Source organism: Saccharibacillus brassicae (assembly GCF_006542275.1).
GTDB classification, from domain to species: domain Bacteria; phylum Bacillota; class Bacilli; order Paenibacillales; family Paenibacillaceae; genus Saccharibacillus; species Saccharibacillus brassicae.
Genome location: NZ_CP041217.1, coordinates 3,509,244 through 3,525,978 on the forward strand (window position 1 = coordinate 3,509,244; position 16,735 = coordinate 3,525,978).

The 16,735-nt window shown below is 58.6% G+C and carries 10 protein-coding genes; 8 read left to right on the top strand and 2 right to left on the bottom strand.

Features of this window, described 5'->3' with window-relative positions:
• Window positions 1-673 precede the first annotated feature (673 nt).
• The 3 genes from FFV09_RS14595 (at window position 674) to FFV09_RS14605 (ending at window position 10,821) form a co-directional block, all read left to right on the top strand.
• Entirely contained in the window at window positions 674-4,495 is a 3,822-nt protein-coding gene (locus FFV09_RS14595) for an S-layer homology domain-containing protein (RefSeq protein ID WP_141448501.1), read from the top strand.
• 382 nt (window positions 4,496-4,877) lie between these two features.
• Window positions 4,878-8,735 (top strand): S-layer homology domain-containing protein, encoded by a 3,858-nt coding sequence (locus tag FFV09_RS14600; protein WP_141448502.1) that lies wholly within the window; start codon window positions 4,878-4,880, stop codon window positions 8,733-8,735.
• Between the two features lie 1,390 nt (window positions 8,736-10,125).
• Window positions 10,126-10,821, top strand: coding sequence for a hypothetical protein (locus tag FFV09_RS14605; protein WP_141448503.1), 696 nt, complete (start codon window positions 10,126-10,128; stop codon window positions 10,819-10,821).
• A 252-nt stretch (window positions 10,822-11,073) separates the two neighbouring features.
• On the opposite strand, the gene FFV09_RS14610 is transcribed toward FFV09_RS14605, so the two are convergent.
• Window positions 11,074-11,727 (bottom strand): TetR/AcrR family transcriptional regulator, encoded by a 654-nt coding sequence (locus FFV09_RS14610; RefSeq protein WP_141448504.1) that lies wholly within the window; start codon window positions 11,725-11,727, stop codon window positions 11,074-11,076.
• A gap of 224 nt (window positions 11,728-11,951) precedes the next feature.
• Here FFV09_RS14610 and FFV09_RS14615 point away from each other — a divergent pair, with 224 nt between their 5' ends.
• Window positions 11,952-12,710 carry an SDR family oxidoreductase gene (locus FFV09_RS14615; RefSeq protein ID WP_141448505.1) on the top strand — a complete coding sequence of 253 codons (759 nt, stop codon included), beginning with the start codon at window positions 11,952-11,954 and terminating at the stop codon, window positions 12,708-12,710.
• Window positions 12,711-12,874: 164 nt separating this feature from the next.
• On the opposite strand, the gene FFV09_RS14620 is transcribed toward FFV09_RS14615, so the two are convergent.
• Window positions 12,875-14,365: an MFS transporter gene (locus FFV09_RS14620; protein ID WP_141448506.1), complete on the bottom strand. Its 1,491-nt coding sequence runs from the start codon at window positions 14,363-14,365 to the stop codon at window positions 12,875-12,877.
• A 134-nt stretch (window positions 14,366-14,499) separates the two neighbouring features.
• On the opposite strand from FFV09_RS14620, the gene FFV09_RS14625 reads away from it, so the two are divergent.
• From FFV09_RS14625 to FFV09_RS14640, 4 genes are all read left to right on the top strand, one after another.
• The gene (locus FFV09_RS14625) at window positions 14,500-15,339 is read left to right on the top strand and encodes a MerR family transcriptional regulator (RefSeq protein ID WP_170315033.1); all 840 of its coding nucleotides are present in this window, start codon (window positions 14,500-14,502) and stop codon (window positions 15,337-15,339) included.
• An 84-nt stretch (window positions 15,340-15,423) separates the two neighbouring features.
• A complete protein-coding gene (locus FFV09_RS14630; protein WP_141448508.1) occupies window positions 15,424-15,906 on the top strand; it encodes a DUF2975 domain-containing protein in 483 nt (160 codons plus the stop codon).
• Window positions 15,907-15,916: 10 nt separating this feature from the next.
• The gene (locus FFV09_RS14635; RefSeq protein ID WP_141448509.1) at window positions 15,917-16,138 is read left to right on the top strand and encodes a helix-turn-helix domain-containing protein; all 222 of its coding nucleotides are present in this window, start codon (window positions 15,917-15,919) and stop codon (window positions 16,136-16,138) included.
• Window positions 16,139-16,345: 207 nt separating this feature from the next.
• The gene (locus FFV09_RS14640; RefSeq protein ID WP_141448510.1) at window positions 16,346-16,621 is read left to right on the top strand and encodes a DUF7660 family protein; all 276 of its coding nucleotides are present in this window, start codon (window positions 16,346-16,348) and stop codon (window positions 16,619-16,621) included.
• Window positions 16,622-16,735: the final 114 nt, after the last annotated feature.

Consider the following 16,735-nt stretch of genomic DNA (forward strand, 5'->3'; position numbering starts at 1 on the left):
TGTGAGACTTGTGGAGATAAGACGAGACTTGTGGAGATAAAGGCGAGACTTGCAGAAATAGGGGCGAGACTTGTGGAAGTCATACGAGACGTGTGGAAATAGATGCGAGAAAGCAGTTAATTCGGGTGAAAAGGCTCGTTTTTCGGGAATAGATGCAGGAATACATTTAATTCGTGGGAAAGGGGATTGATTTGCTGTTTTCGGGCGAAATAGGTGCATTTGGGCAGTTAATTGGGATGGGCGCGGGGGAGGCGGGCGAATAGATGGGTTTTGGCAGTTAATTGGGGGGCGGGAGAGGGAGATAGGTATAAAGAGATAAAGATAAAGAGATAAAGAGATTAAAATCTTAAAAAATAAAAGATGAAGGGTCGCTAGGCGCGGGGCGTTGGGGGCACGGGCGGAGCCGTGTTTTTGAACGGTTTGGGGCCATGGAGTGTGAGAGATTCAAGATCGCGGTGCATTTGAGAGATCTAGGGCCGCGGATGAAGTCGCGAATTGAATAAATAAAAGATTCGCTTGGCGCGGCCGCCACTTTTTATCCGCACAGCTGTGATGCACCAAAAAGTGGGGGCTTGTTCAGAAAATGTTCAGAATCGGTTGGTATAGTGGGCAGCGTGGTTCAAAGTCAGCTAGCAATGAAGGATTTCACAAACAGAGGGGAAGAATGTGAATCATGAGAAAACGTTTGAAATCTTCGCAGCCGGGGCGCTTTAACGCGGCGGGCCTGTTGAAAAAAACGGCACTCGGTACGTTGATCGGGGCTACGGTGTTGGGGACACTGCCCGCGACGATCGGAATTTCCCAAGCCGCACCCGAAAAAGTAACCGCACCGCTTGTTACGCAGGGCGGATGGCAGCCGGGTTTGAAAAAAATCGAGATTGCGATTCGCGATGCCAACGGAAATTATACGAATTCCGATAGAACGCGCGGGCTGATCGCTCAGACGGCTCCGGTCGGACCGTCAGGCGAAACGGCGAACGTTTTTGTTTTCAGCGATACAGATAAAAATCAGGTCGTGCTGGGAGCCGTTCAGAGCAATATGAGCCAGATGTTCAACTCTCTTCCTTCCCTGACGACGGATCAGCATCCGGTAACGGTGAAGGACCTGTCCATGGGATCGTTCAAGTCGCCGGAATCGCTTCCCAACCTGTACGGCACGGGGCGAGACAACGTATCGGGCACGTCGAACGTTTACGATCTCAAAATGGAGAAAAGCGAGGTGACCGCTTCGCCTCTGCTCGGACCTGAAGTGCTGGCCGATCCGAAAGGGATCGACCAGGAGCCGGGCAGCGAAACGTTGTACGTGGCCGGCGGCAAAGACGGCAAAGTGTGGAAGCTGACTCCGAATCCGGCCTATGTCGTCGACACGACGGACCACATCGAAGGCGGCCTCAGTGGCGGCAATCCTGTAGAGACCGTCGACAACGATGGCGATCCTGTAGAAACGGTTGACAACGACGGCGAACAAACGGTTCCCGGGATTGCTCCCAACGAAGGGAACGAAGTCAAAGAAGTCAACCCAACCGAAGGAACGACAGAAATCGAAGGCACCGAATCCGGTTCCCGCACCTTCGCTCCGTTGAGCGCTCCGAATTCGGACGTAACGACGCAGGGCGCACTGGCTACGCCTTACATGGCGACGGTCGTGGCGGATTTCGATGATGTCCATTCGAACCTGACCGACGTCGCTTACGACAACGGCGACCTGTACGTATCGGATGCCGGGTTGAACCAAATCGTCAGAATCGACCTCGATCAGGCGGGCAAGACGACAGTCGTCGACGCCGGCCTCAACGAGCCGCAGTCGATCGCGCTCGACAACGAGCATAACCTGTACATTGCGGACACCGAAAACCATCAGGTCAAAAAGCTGAATACCGCAACCAACCAAGTCGAAGTGGTAGCGGGTACCGGCGAAGCTTCCCAAAGTTACGAAGGCGTTCCGGCTGTTCAGTCGTCTCTGACCGAACCGACGAGCGTAGCGGTGGACAAAACGACCGGAGCGCTGTATATCGCGGATCTCGGACGTATCCAGAAGCTTGAGAACCAATTTTTCTACAAACAGGTTCAAGAAGAAGGAAGAGTATGGAACCTGATCGAAAACGTCGCCGGACTGGATCATGTTCGCGATGATATGGAACGTATACAAAACAGAAAAAATTATCGGTTGGCGACCGACATCTCCAAATCGCAGCTCGAAGAATATTACGCGTCCCAGGATAGACCGAACACCTGGGTGCCGATCGGCGGCGGGGAAATCGGGTTCAGCGGTACGTTTGACGGAGCCGGCCACGTGATCGACGGCCTGGAAGTCAAAAATTTGGACGACGAAAACAGATACGGAGGTCTCTTCGGGGCCACTTACAAAGCGACCATCCAAAATCTGCGCCTTACGAACGTCAAAATGAACGCGTACAGACAAAGCGGCGGCCTGACCGCCCTCGACTACAGCTCGAACATCAGAAAAGTCGCGGTTGAAGGTACCGTATCCGGTAACCGCTACGTCGGCGGTCTGATCGGGGAATCGAGAGGAACGACGATCGACCAGGCTTACTTTGACGGCAAAGTAAGCGGTACGGGATCGATCGGCGGATTGCTCGGCTACGCTTCGATGGACGGCTACAACATCGTCTCCAACAGCTATGCGTGGGCACAGATGATGCTTACGCCAGAGTATCTGCAGCGCAATCTGGATACGGGCGCGGCCGGCGGATTCGTGGGCACCGTTTCCTATGAAGCGTCGCCGGAAGAAGGAACGGGAGCTTTCCGGCACAACTACAGTTCCGCTTCCATTATGTCCGCGATCATCGAAGACAGAAGCCTTCAAGCGAACGAGACGGTTGTTGAAAGTAAAATCGGACCGTTCGAAGGCTGGGTGTTCTCGGAAATCGAAGTACCGCACGCTTCCAACTATTGGGATAGCGGCGCATACGGAGCAACGGGAACTTCGAAATTGGCTTCCGCGTTTACGGCAGAAGAAATGAAAGTTCAAGCCAACTTTGCGGAATGGGATTTTGCGAACGTCTGGTCGATGGACCCGAGTCGCCAGCATTATCCGATCCTGAAAGTGTTCCTCAAAGAAACGACAACGCCGCCGGTCACGGAGCCGACTCCGCCAGTAACGGAACCGACCGTGCCGACGATTCCGTCGACCCCGTCGTTCGAACCGTCGACGCCGATCGTGACGGCACCGACGCCGACGCCGTCGAACACGACGACGATCAACGTCAACGTGCAGAACGACAAGACGACCAACGGGTCCGTCGTGTCGACGCTCGCGATCACTCGCACCAAAGGCACGGACGGCACGACCAAGGACGCGCTGCAGCTGACGCCGGCCAAAGCGGGCGAGATCATCAACCTGCTCAAAACGTCCGGCTCCAAAACGGCGGCGATCGTGCTGCCGGACACGAATGACGAAGTGTCGCAGTGGGATCTGACGGTCCCGAACGCGGCTTCCAAAGTGTTGACAGCGGAAGGCGTCGAACTGGTCATTCTCAATCCGAACGTACGTATCACCGTGCCGGCTTCGTCGCTGACGAACCTGACCGACGATCTGTACTTCCGCCTCATTCCGGTGAAAAGCACGTCGACGAGCGCCGAGATTCAAGCGCGCGCGCTGGCGACTCCGGAAATCGTCGCGACAGCGAACGGCGGTAATATTACGGTCCTGGGTCGTCCGATGACGATCGAGACCAATCTGCAAAGCCGTCCGGTAACACTGACGCTGCCGCTTCCGGCGGGCAGCACGTTCACCGCGGCGCAGCAAAGAAAGCTGGGCGTCTACATCGAGCACAGCGACGGCACGAAGCAGTTGGTGCCGGGCAAAGTTGTAACGGGCGAAGACGGCAAGCCGGGTCTGGAACTGACGGTGAACCACTTCAGTACGTTCACGATCGTGAACGTCAGTAGCTGGGGCGGCACGCTGAACGCGGCGCCGTACATCCTGGGTTACCAAGACGGCAGCTTCAAGCCGGAGCAGGACATTACCCGCGCCGAACTGGCCGCGATCGTCGGCCGCATCACCGGCGTAACGACCGGCACGGCCGCGTTCAGCGACGTGAAGAACGGAAGCTGGGCGTCGACCGTCGCGGGACCTGCCGCGGCTTCGGGCATCATGACGGGCTACAGCGACGGCACGTTCAAGCCGAACGCGTCGATCACCCGCGCCGAACTGGCTGCGGCACTGGCGAAGCTGCTGCCGCAAAGCGGACTGAACACGTCGGCTGCGGCGGCGGGCTTCCGCGATCTGGCGGCCGGCCACTGGGCGACCGAAGCGGCCGCGCAGCTGCAAGCGGCAGGCGTGATTACGGGCTATGCGGACGGCAGCTTCAAGCCGGAGCAGGCCATCACGCGCGCCGAAGCGGTAACGATGATCAACCGCCTGATCGGTCTGGACGCGTCGACGACGCAGCCGGGCGCCGGCGAGTGGACCGACGTGGCAAGCGCCCACTGGGCGCACGACGCGATCCTCGCGGCTTCGATGAAGCGGTAATCGCGGAGTCGGACGTCAGCGGGATCGCTCAAGCGTGCGGACTGCATCATATGCAGACCGCCAAGCATACTCCTATACGAAGAGTACGGGAAAAACGGTTTATCGCCGTTCTTCCCGCAAGGCAGACACCTTTGTCGCCCCGAGGGGGCGAAGGTGCTCTGCCTTTTTCTATTGGCGATCCGCAGCGGAGACTCAAGCGGGTACAGGTCTGGAGGCCAAGCTTAACCGCTGCCGAGCATGAACTTTTTTTACACGTAGAGATGAAATGATCCAAAAAATGGTTCTTGTTCAGAAAATGTTCAGAATCGGTTGTTATAGTGAGCGTTAAGTGTGTCCATGAGCTTCGGCTCTGCATTTGCCTATAGAGGGGACGAAACAGACAATGAGCAGAAAAAAGGTGACAGCCAGCAGGGGGAACGCTTGGCTGAAAAAAAGCGTGCTTGCGACATTGGCAGGCGTATTGGTCGGCGGAGGGGCTCTTCCGGCTTTGGGCGTTCAAAAGGCGCATGCGGGCGCGGAAAAAGTCATTCAGGTCGTGGCGGGAACCGGTACGCCGGGTCATACGAGAGCGAGTAAAGCCGCTTTGTCGCAGTTGAACGCTCCCAAGGACATCGATCTGATCGAGATGCAGGGCGCGTCGGGACTTCATATGCTGTTGTTCAACAATACGGGAGATCAGGAAGCCTGGATGGCGATCGGTAACGGTCTTGCGATCTATCCGAGTATGAGCGGCAAGGACTATACGCCGATCCGGCTCAAGAACGGCGATCAGAACGTGAGTCTTCAAAACGTTGCCGTGTCCAAAGGATCGAACAGCAGCAGCAGCCTCGGCAACAACCTGATTTATTTTACGGGTTCTTCCACCGGTGACCCTTACCCTACCGTATTTGCACTTGCAAATGACCAGCCGTCTTCGCCCGATGCTTCGGGAACGGTCGAATACCAGATCACGCAGGCATTGAGTTCCGATCAAGTGCGCAATCCGGCAGGGCTGGCAACGGACGCCATCGGCAACGTCTACGCATTGGACGAATGGGACAATATGGCTTCCGGCTATCGGATCACGCCTTCGAGCACGGGCAATACGCCTCCGACGGTTACCGAAGCGACTTATTTGAGCGCAAAAGGTCTGTCTGTCGATCTTCCGATCGAAGACATCGCCATGTGGAACAAAGACTATTATATCCTCGACGGCATTGGGAAAATCTACGCTGTAGACAGCACCGACGGCGAAGTGGAGACGCTGCCCGTAAACAGCCTGAAAGATCCGACGGCGCTCAGCGTGGCGCAGAACGGAGATATCTACGTAGCCGACACCGGCAACAATCGGGTGGTTCGCCTGGACGCGGACGAATCGTACCATATGGATCGCGTAGCCGGCTTGGCCAGCGGCGAAGCGGGCATGGGAGCGGAAGGCGGCTATCCGTTGGAGACGGCTCTTAACGCTCCCGAAGGGGTAGCGGTCGCTACCGATGGAACGGTATATATTTCCGATACCGGCAACCATCGTGTGCTGCAAATCGCGACTCCGCAGGCAGCTCCTACGCTCGTAACCGGACAAGCCGCGAACGGAGCGGTCAACTTGTCCTGGAGCGAGGTACCCGACACGCTGTACTATGAAGTTTATCGGTATGCGGGACCGAACGCGCCTTCCGATCCGAGCCAATGGGAATTTGCCGGCCAAACTTCGTTCAGCGGTCAGCCGGGTGCCGCGAGCTTTACGGCGACAGGCCTGAACAACGATCAACCGTACGTGTTCGCGGTAAAAGCCAAAGGCATCCGAAGCACTTCCGCGTTTGCCGTATCCGAGATCGTGACTCCGGTCGGAGAAACGAAATATACGTACGAGCAGCAGCAAATCGACGGAGTCGTCTGGAATCTGGTCAAAAGCGCGGCCGATCTTGATCACATGCGCGACGACAAGACGCTCAATTACAAGCTGACGACGGATATTTCCAAAGCCGCTCTGGACGCTTACCTGACCGAAACAAAAGAAAGCGTCTATTGGAGACCGATCGGCGGCAAGGAAGGCTTCACCGGGCAGTTCGACGGCGGCGGCCACTCGATCGAAGGCTTGACGGTCCGCGAAGAAGCGGGCGGCCTGTTCTCCTACCTGTATAAAGCGAAGGTCGAGAACTTGCGCCTGACTGCATTGGATATCGTAAACTACGAAAATACGGGCGGTTTGTCCGGAACAGCCTACTATTCGAACATTTCCAAAGTATCGGCCGCAGGCAAGATTCAGGGCAGCGGCTCGGTCGGCGGACTGGTCGGAGACTTGCAAAACACGACAATCCGTCAAAGTTTCTTCGACGGCTCGGTCAGCGGCAGCGGCAAAGTCGGCGGCCTGATCGGCAGAGCGGCATTCGATTCGGAGTACGGAGCTTCGAAAATTCAAAACAACTACGTCTGGGGAAAAGTGTCCCCGCTGATCTACACGCGAATGAACACGAATACGTTCACGACGTCCAACACCGATAGAGATCGGTTCGGCGGTTTTGTCGGTACGGTAGCAGCTTTCGGATTCGAAGGAAGCACGAACGCGTCCGCTATTTTCGAAAACAACTATACGTCCGTCGAACTGGACGGAACGATCGGCGATACGAGCTGGATGGAAACTTTCGCTTTCGGCGGTTCGAACGAAGGGGTTCCCTCCGTGTCGAACTACTGGAACACCAAGTCCAACACGGGCAAAGCCAACGATTTGATTCAGGCCAAGCCTTTGGAAGATACGCAAATGAAAGAACGGGCTAACTTCATCGACTGGGATTTTGAAAAGATTTGGATGATGGACCCGGTTAGCGGGTATCCGATCCTGGGAACGGTCAAAGAAGAACCGACCACTCCGCCGGTCACGGAACCGACTACGCCGACCGTACCGACGATTCCGTCGACCCCGTCGACAGGCAGCGGCGAACCGTCGACGCCGATCGTGACGGCACCGACGCCGTCGAACACGACGACGATCAACGTCAACGTGCAGAACGACAAGACGACCAACGGGTCCGTCGTGTCGACGCTTGCAATCACCCGCACTAAGGGCACCGACGGCACGACCAAGGACGCGCTGCAGTTGACGCCGGCCAAAGCGGCCGAGATCATCAACCTGCTCAAAACGTCCGGCTCCAAAACGGCGGCGATCGTGCTGCCGGACACGAATGACGAAGTATCGCAGTGGGATCTGACGGTGCCGAACGCGGCTTCCAAAGTGTTGACAGCCGAAGGCGTCGAGCTGGTCATTCTCAACCCGAACGTACGTATCACCGTGCCGGCTTCGTCGCTGACGAACCTGACCGACGATCTGTACTTCCGCCTCATTCCGGTGAAAAGCACGTCGACGAGCGCCGAGATTCAAGCGCGCGCGCTGGCGACTCCGGAAATCGTCGCGACAGCGAACGGCGGTAATATTACGGTGCTGGGTCGTCCGATGACGATCGAGACCAATCTGCAAAGCCGTCCGGTAACGCTGACGCTGCCGCTTCCGGCAGGCAGCACGTTCACCGCGGCGCAGCAAAGAAAGCTGGGCGTCTACATCGAGCACAGCGACGGCACGAAGCAGTTGGTGCCGGGCAAAGTCGTAACAGGCGAAGACGGCAAGCCGGGCCTTGAACTGACGGTGAACCACTTCAGTACGTTCACGATCGTGAACGTCAGCAGCTGGGGCGGCACGCTGAACGCGGCGCCGTACATCCTGGGTTACCAAGACGGCAGCTTCAAGCCGGAGCAGGACATTACCCGCGCTGAACTGGCCGCGATCGTCGGCCGTATCACGGGCATGACGACCGGCACAGCCGCGTTCAGCGACGTGAAGAACGGAAGCTGGGCGTCGACCGTTGCGGGACCTGCCGCGGCTTCGGGCATCATGACGGGCTACAGCGACGGCACGTTCAAGCCGAACGCGTCGATCACCCGCGCCGAACTGGCTGCGGCACTGGCGAAGCTGCTGCCGCAAAGCGGGCTGAACACGTCGGCTGCGGCGGCGGGCTTCCGCGATCTGGCGGCCGGCCACTGGGCGACCGAAGCGGCCGCGCAGCTGCAAGCGGCAGGCGTGATTACGGGCTATGCGGACGGCAGCTTCAAGCCGGAGCAGGCCATCACCCGCGCCGAAGCGGTGATGATGATCAACCGCCTGATCGCTCTGGACGCGTCGACGACGCAGCCGGGCGCCGGCGAGTGGACCGACGTGGCAAGCGCCCACTGGGCGCATGACGCGATCCTCGCGGCTTCGATGAAGCGGTAGAAAAGCGTTAGAAAGCAGTAGAAGGCGGTAAATGCGTTGAGAAGCGTGAGAAGCGTGAGAAGCGTGGAAAACGCCGAAAGAGAAAGGGTTTAAGAGATCGGGCTGCGGCCCGGTCTCTTTTTTTGTTCGTTTGCCGGTTTTGCGGTGAGGCGAGAGGAGGCAGGGCGGGGGGGGACTGCGCGGAGCAGATGTAGAGCCGGCGTAGAGGGTATATGAAATCGAAGTAAAGCGGATTTATAGCGGACTTAGTTAGGGTCGTAGGGTCGTAGGGTCGTTGTAGAGCAGACGATGAGTCGAATTAGAGCGGATTTGGAGTGGAATCAGGAATCAGGGCCGAAGTGGAGTGCATTTAGAGCATATAAAGTGGGGCTTGGCGGAAATAGATGCGAAAATACAGTTAATTCGGGCGAAAAGACTGGTTTTTCGGGAATAAGTGCAGGAAAGCATTTAATTCGTGGGAAAGAGGATTGATTTGCTGTTTTCGGTCGAAATAAGTGCGTTTGGGCAGTTAATTGGAATGGGTGCGGGTGAGGCGGGGGAATAGCTGCTTAGGGGCAGTTAGTTGGGGCGGGATTGGGAGATAGAGAGATGGAGATAGATAGAGAGATGGAGATGGAGATAAGGAGATGGAGATATGGAGATGGAGATAGATATGGAGAGATAGAAATAGAGATAGAAATAGAGATATAAATAGAGATGGAGATAAGGAGATTAGAATCTTAAAAAATAAAAGATGAAGGGTCGCTGGGCGCGGGGCGTTGGGGGGCACGGGCTGGGCCGTGCTTTTGAACGATTTAAAGGCACGGAGTTTGGGAGATTCAAGATCGCCGTGCTTTTGAACGGTTTGGGGTCGCGGAGTGTGGGAGATTCAAAGATTGCGGTGCATTTGAGAGAACTAGGGCCGCGGACGAAGTCGCGAATTAAATAGATAAAAGATTCGCTTGGCGCGGCCGCCACTTTTGATCCGCACAGCTGTGATGCACCCAAAAGTGGGGGCTTGTACAGAAAATGTTCAGATCGTGGTGTTATAGTGATCGTGTTGCAACCTCGCGGCGTCTATTTGAGCGGCGTCGCTGTTCCCTCATCGAAACCTCCCCCCCGATTCACGGTTTCGTGCATGACGAGAAGCACCCGCGCCTCCCTCCTCTGCGCGGGTGCTTTTCTGATGCCGCCTGCCGGATTTTTCTGCGGGCTGCCATCTTTTTACACATTCTTGCTTGCCAAGGTGAGCGGATACGGGTAATGATGGGTAGAACCGCCGCCCAAAAGAACTTTTTTTCGCAAAAAGAACCTTTTTCCCGAATAAATGACCCTGTTTTCCCGAATAAACGACCGTGCTCTCCCGAACGAATGACCGTGCGCCCATTTCCTATAGAAAGGTGTGACCGCCATGACCACCGTGTCCCGAGTGCTGCTGCTCGTCGTCTGGCTGGCCTTCATCACGTACGCGCTGTTCTTCGCGCCCGGAGCGGGCGGCGGGGAAGACCCGTGGCTGCGTACGCTGCTCACGCTGCGGCCCGACGAGCCTTCGCTGCTGGCCATGTTTACGCTGCTCGGCCTGTACCCGTTGACGTTCGCCTGCATGCTGCTGCGTCATGACGATCGCAAAGTGCCGGCCTGGCCGTTCGTGCTGGTGTCGTTTGCGCTCGGCGTGTTCGCGCTGCTGCCGTATTACATCCTCACTTCGGCGACGCACGCCGGTTCGCACGATCTGCGCTTGTCCGAAAAGCTGCGCCGCACCGCGGAATCGCAGACTACGCACGCCATCTTGTTCGTGCTTACGCTTGGCGTCATGGTGTGGGGCCTGCTCGCGGGCGACTTCGGCGTCTATGCGGAAGCGTTCCGCACATCGCATTTCGTGAACGTGATGACGCTCGATTTCGGCCTGCTCACGCTGCTGTCCGTCTATGCGATCTACACCGGTTCTCGCCGCCGTTCGCTGCCGCAGGCGATGGCGCTGCTCGGGCTGATCCCGATTCTGGGCCTGCTCGTATACGTCTGGATGACGCGCATGGACGAGACCGCATCGCCGTACGTGCCGTCCGAGACGAGAATGAAGAGCCGGCGCCGGCAAAAAAGCAGCTAAAAGCGGTTAACGGTCGTCCTTGACAGGGAAGCTTGGGAAGTCCCGTCTCGACCGCGTCCAAACGCCTTTTCCGGCCGTGCGCCAAAACCCCGCCCTTCCGGCCTGCCGGAACGTCCGCGGGGTTTTTTTTGCCGTATTCGCTCCGTTTGCATCGCATTTGATTCGCTCGATTCACTCCCGTTCCATTCGCTCGATTCGCCCCGCAAGCCAGCTCCGCAAACAAACCCCGCAAACAAACCCCGCAAACAAGCCCTACCCTTCCTCCCCGCCGCTTTTGAAGCCGCCGGTTCGGTATACGACTTCGGCCGGCCGGCTGCGGATATACTCCAGCAGCTGCCCGGCCATATAGTCCGGCGAATGGGCGTAGCCGCCTTTGATCCATGCGAGAATCATGCCCCAGATCGCGTAGGCCTGATAGCCGGCGTACAGCTCGCGGTCGATCCGGGGGTTGTCGTCGCTCGCTTCCAGATCGTGCAGGCTGAGTTCCTTGATGACGCCGCAGATGCGGTCCGCCAAGCCGGGCAGCGCCTGCGACTCGACGATCAGCGTATAGAAGGCGGCATGCCGATGCACGTGTTCGAAAATTTTGATGCCCGGCGCGGTCAGTTCTTTGAGCACGAAAGGATCGGCTCGCAGATACGGTTCCCGGAACGAAGCGATCAGGTCGATCATGGCGTCTTCGACCGTTTCGGCGAGGAGCTGTTCTGTATCGCGGTAATGTTTGTAAAAAGTACCCCGGTTGAGGTCGGCGCCGCGCACCAGGTCGGTGATCGAGATCTCTTTGAATTCGCGTTCGCGCATCAAGGCGATCAGCGTCTCTTTGAGCGCCTGCTTGGACTTGCGGACGCGGCGGTCGGTCTGCGAAACAGGCTCGCGGCCCGCGGAATCCGTGAAACGGTTTATCATCGTCGTTCCTCCTTGGCTGCGCCGTCGATCTTCGCCAACATGCCTAATGAACATTTGCTTGCCGGAGTGTCCACTAATGCACAAAAGCGCTTTCTTTTACCGATTGTGGGCGCTGTCTATGATTGATTATACTAAAGTCGAAGACAGTTAATGAACATTTGTTGACGAACGACACTCGAATGATACTCAAATGACACTCGAACGGCAAAACAGGAGGCGACACGATGAAACTTCAGGGCAAAACGGCAATCGTAACGGGCGCGGCATCGGGTATGGGACGCAGCATCGCAATTCTGTATGCGGCGGAAGGCGCCAAAGTGGCGGTCTCGGACATCAATCTCGAAGCGGCGGAGACGGTCGCGCAGGAGATTAAGGATGCGGGCGGCGAAGCGTTTGCGATCCGGACGAACGTCACTTCCGAAGACGATATCGGCCAGCTGGTCGACCTTACGGTGGAAAAATACGGCACGCTCGACATTCTCGTCAACAACGCGGGCATCATGGACGGCTTCACGCCGGCGGGCGATTTGACCGACGAGCTGTGGGAACGCGTCTTCGCGATCAATACGACGGGGCCGATGCGGGCGATCCGCAAAGCACTGCCGATCTTCCTGGAAAAAGGGCAGGGCGTCATCGTCAACGTCGCTTCGGCGGGCGGGTTGAACGGTTCGCGCGCGGGCGCGGCCTACACGGCGTCCAAGCACGCAGTCGTCGGCCTGACCAAAAACGTCGGCTTCCAATACGCGGTCAAAGGCATCCGCTGCAACGCGATCGCCCAGGGCGGCGTGGCGACGAACATCTCGGCCACGATGGGCCAGCCGAACGAATTCGGCATGGAACGCGCCATGATCGGCATGGGCCTCAATCCGCGGATCGGCGAAGCGGACGAAATCGCCAAAGTGGCGCTGTTCCTCGGCTCCGACGATTCGAGCTTCGTCAACGGCGTTACATTGACGGCGGACGCGGGCTGGACGGCTTACTGAGCCCCGGCAGCACGCTCGAACGCCGCGGCGCGAAAAAGAAAACCTCTTCGACCGGCAGCGGAGCCCGCACAGGCTTCGCCGCCGATTCGAAGAGGTTTTTCGGCATGGTCTATTGCCGGCCGTTCATGCCGCACGGTTCGGGCCAGGCAGGCCCTTCATAGCGGTCATGCCGCTTTGCTCGCCCGATGCCGCATCGCAGCCAGAATCAGCGAAGTCAGCAGCAGCAGGCCCGCGCCGACAGCCAGTACGGCCGAGAACGACTGATCGAACGCCTGCATCGCCAGCGTTCTCAGCAGCGCCGAAGCTTCGGCCGGCAGCTTCTCCGCGGCGGCCAGCGCTCCGTCGAGGCTGTCGGAAGCGCCGGCCAGGCCGCGCAGACTGTCCGGCAGCGCAAGCGTGCCGGTATACACGCTGGACGCCAGGCTGCCCAGCACCGCGATACCGACCGCTCCGCCCAGCTCGAACGAGACTTCCTCCACGGAAGCGGCCATGCCGGCCTGTTCCGCCGGCGCCTGGTTCATGATCGCGCTGGACGCCGACGACATGGCCGCGCCGAGGCCCGCTCCGATCACGATCATACACGCGATCTGCACGGCCGGCGACGCTTCGTAGCCGAACAGGAAAGCGCCGGTGCCGAGGCCCGCCGTCAGCAGCGAGAGCAGCAGAACTTTGACGATGTTCAGCCGGTGCAGCACGCCGCCGAGCAGCGTGCCGGCGAAAAAGGCGGCGATCGGCAGCGGCAGGATGAACAGTCCCGCCTGCAGCGGCGACAGGCCGAGCACGAGCTGCAGGCGCTGCGTCAGCAGGTATTCGAGGCCGATCAGCGAGAACGAGGCCATCAGGGCGGTCACCGCCCCGGCGGTAAAGCGGATATTGCGAAACAGCGCGAAGTCGATCAGCGGATCGCGGCTGCGCCGCTGCCGGCGGACGAATCCGATCAGGGACAAGGCGCCGACGATCGCGGCGATTGCGGCGATCGTCGCCGAACCGTCCGGCCGGGCGAATTCCTTGACTCCGTACAAGGCGCCGACCAAGCCGGCCATGACGAGCAGCGACGACGCGAAGTCCCACGGTTTGCCGGCCGACGAGGCGCCGCGGGGCACAATCCGGATCGAAGCGGCCAGTGCCAGCGCCACGATCGGGACGTTGATCAGAAAGACCGATCCCCAATAGAAATGCTCCAGCAGGAAGCCGCCGACGAGCGGGCCGAGACCCGCGCCGCCCGACGAGACGGACGCCCAGATGCCGATCGCGAGCGAGCGCTCTTTGGCGTCGGTGAACGTCAGGCGGATAATGGACAAGGTGGCGGGCATCATCATCGCGGCGCCGACGGCCAGCAGCACGCGGGCCGCGATCAGCATCGCCACGCTCGGCGAGAACGCCGCCATCAGCGACGCCAGTCCGAACACGACCAGACCGAAGTTGAACAGCCGCTTGTGGCCGAGGCGGTCGCCGAGCACGCCCATGGAAGGCAGCAGGCCGGCCATGACGAGCGGGTAGGCGTTCACGATCCACAGCTTGCCGGAAGCGTCGGCGGACAGCTCGCGGGTCAGCGTCGGCAGTGCCGTGTACAGCACCGTCATGTCGATCACGATCAGAAACAGGGCGCTGGAGACGATCGCGAGCACGATCCAGCGTTTGGCTTGGGTGAACATGGGGGAAATCCTCCTTGATTTTCATGGCGTTTGTAAGGTATATCAAAAGGATAAAGGTTGGAGCGACTCCAAGGTCAAGCCGGAATTTCGGCCGGCCCGATCCTTTTGCATCCGCAGTCCCCAAGGAGGTGAGCGTGATCGACGCAGGCAAACTGACCGTCAGCGAAATGGCCAAGCTGTGCGGGATTTCGGCCGATACGCTGCGTTATTACGACAAGATCGGCTTGTTCCGTCCCGCCCGGATCGATCCCGATAACGGTTATCGCTACTATTCCGTCATGCAGAGCGAAGTGATCGGGACGGTCGTGGAACTGCGCCACGTCGGCTTCTCCATCGAAGAAATCCGGCAGTTCATGGAAGGGCGCAACGTGGAGAAGTCGGTGGAGCTGCTCCAGCGGGCGGTGAGCCGGATCGACGCCCGGGCCGCCGAGCTGCGCCGCATCTCGCGGACGCTGAACGGCCGGTTGTCGCAGCTGCAGGCGTTCCGGACCGACTATGCGGACGCCGACGTGATCGTGCGCGAGCTGCCGCGGCGCCGATACATGGTGCTGCCCGGCCGGGTGAACCTGCTCGACCCCGAAGACGTGCTGCACGGATTCATCCGGATGGAGAAGCAGCTGAACGAGAGCCTGCCTTTTCTGGCGAGCAACCGGAGCGGTGTGTTTCTGGAGCGGCAGTACGTCTCCGATCCGCCGGACCGGGACGTCGCGGCGCGGGAGAACGTGCTGTTCACCCTGGTCGAACACGGCCGCGGAAGAGGCGAGCTGCCCGAGTTTGCCGCCGGTCGCTATGCCTGCACCCGTTATTCGGGCGATCCTTTTGACGGGTACATGGACGGACTGCGGCGTCTGCTCGCTTATGTGCGGGAGCACGGACTGGAGATCCGGAGCGGCGTCTGCTGCCTGATCCAGATCGATATTTCGCTGACGGACCTGACGGAAGAATCCGTATACGAGATGCAGATAAGAGTATAATTCGATAATTATTTATTGCAAAACGATAAATAATACGCTAAACTCAAAGCAAATCCAATCCAACAGATAAGCGAGGGAAAGGTTATGCAGCGAGGAATCACTCTTTTTCTGAAGGCGGCCGTCATCCTGATCGGCCTGCCGATTCTGGCTATTTACGTATTCGTGGTGCCGGGGATCGGGCATTTTGCGGCGGAGTTGTACCCGGAGAGTCCTTCGATCCGGATCTGGGTCTGGATCGACCTGTACGCGACGGCGATTCCGTTCTATTGGGCGCTGGTCGAGTCGTTCCGGCTGCTCGGCCATATCGAGCATAAGCGCGCGTTCTCGGACCTGGCCGTGCAGGCGCTCAAACGGATCAAGTACAGCGGTATGGGCGTCGGCGGGCTGTTCGCGCTCGGCATGCCGCTGTTCTACCTGATGGCCGAGCGCGACGACGCGCCGGGCATCATCGTCATCGGCATGGTGATCGTCTTCGCGTCGCTCGTGATCGCGGTGTTCGCGGCGGTGCTGCAGCAGCTGCTGCAGGAAGCGATCGCTATCCAGCTAGAAAATGAATGGACGGTCTGAGGTGAAACCTATGGCGATTATCATCAATATCGATGTCATGCTGGCCAAGCGCAAGATGAGCGTGACCGAGCTGTCCGAACGGATCGGCATCACGATGGCCAATCTGTCGATTCTCAAAAACGGCAAAGCCAAAGCGGTCCGGCTGTCGACGCTCGAAGCGATCTGCAGCGCGCTCGACTGCCAGCCCGGCGACCTGCTGGAGTATCGGCCGGACGTCGACGAAGCTCCGTAACGATCGCTCCGCTGAAGGTGCGAAATGTTGGCGCTTTGCGGCATGCTCTACAGGCCCCCCGCCCGATGGCGGAGGGGCTTTTTGGCGCGTTCCGTCTTTTTCCGGGTCTGTCTTATTTTTGTCAAAACCTTTTTTGATCCGCCCTATACCCCGACGACGGCCGATAAGGTACAGTAGGGAAAGTGGAATGGACAGGGAGGATCGGAAATGAACATTTACGAAGAATTGGCAGAAGTGGACGGGCGGGACGGTTTTATCGAATTCGTACATCGCCTGACGAAAGATCTGGAAGAGAACGGCGAGGAATGGGCCAACGTCACGCTAAAAGATTATTTGCTCGGCATCGCTTCCTGGGTGGAAGACGGCGTGCATGAGCGGGACGAGCAAAACGGCCGGATGCCGGGAGCCTCGGTCCCGCGCCGGGCGGACGTCGAATGGGAACGGCTGGCGTTTCTGCTGTTCGCGGCGGGCCGATACGAATAAGGGCAGCGGCGCGCGGACGGCGGAAACAGGTTCTTTTTCTGCTGTAAAATGGTATAGTGAACACGGAAACAATGCGGACGGACGTTGGACAGGCGAGACGAGCGGTATCCAATT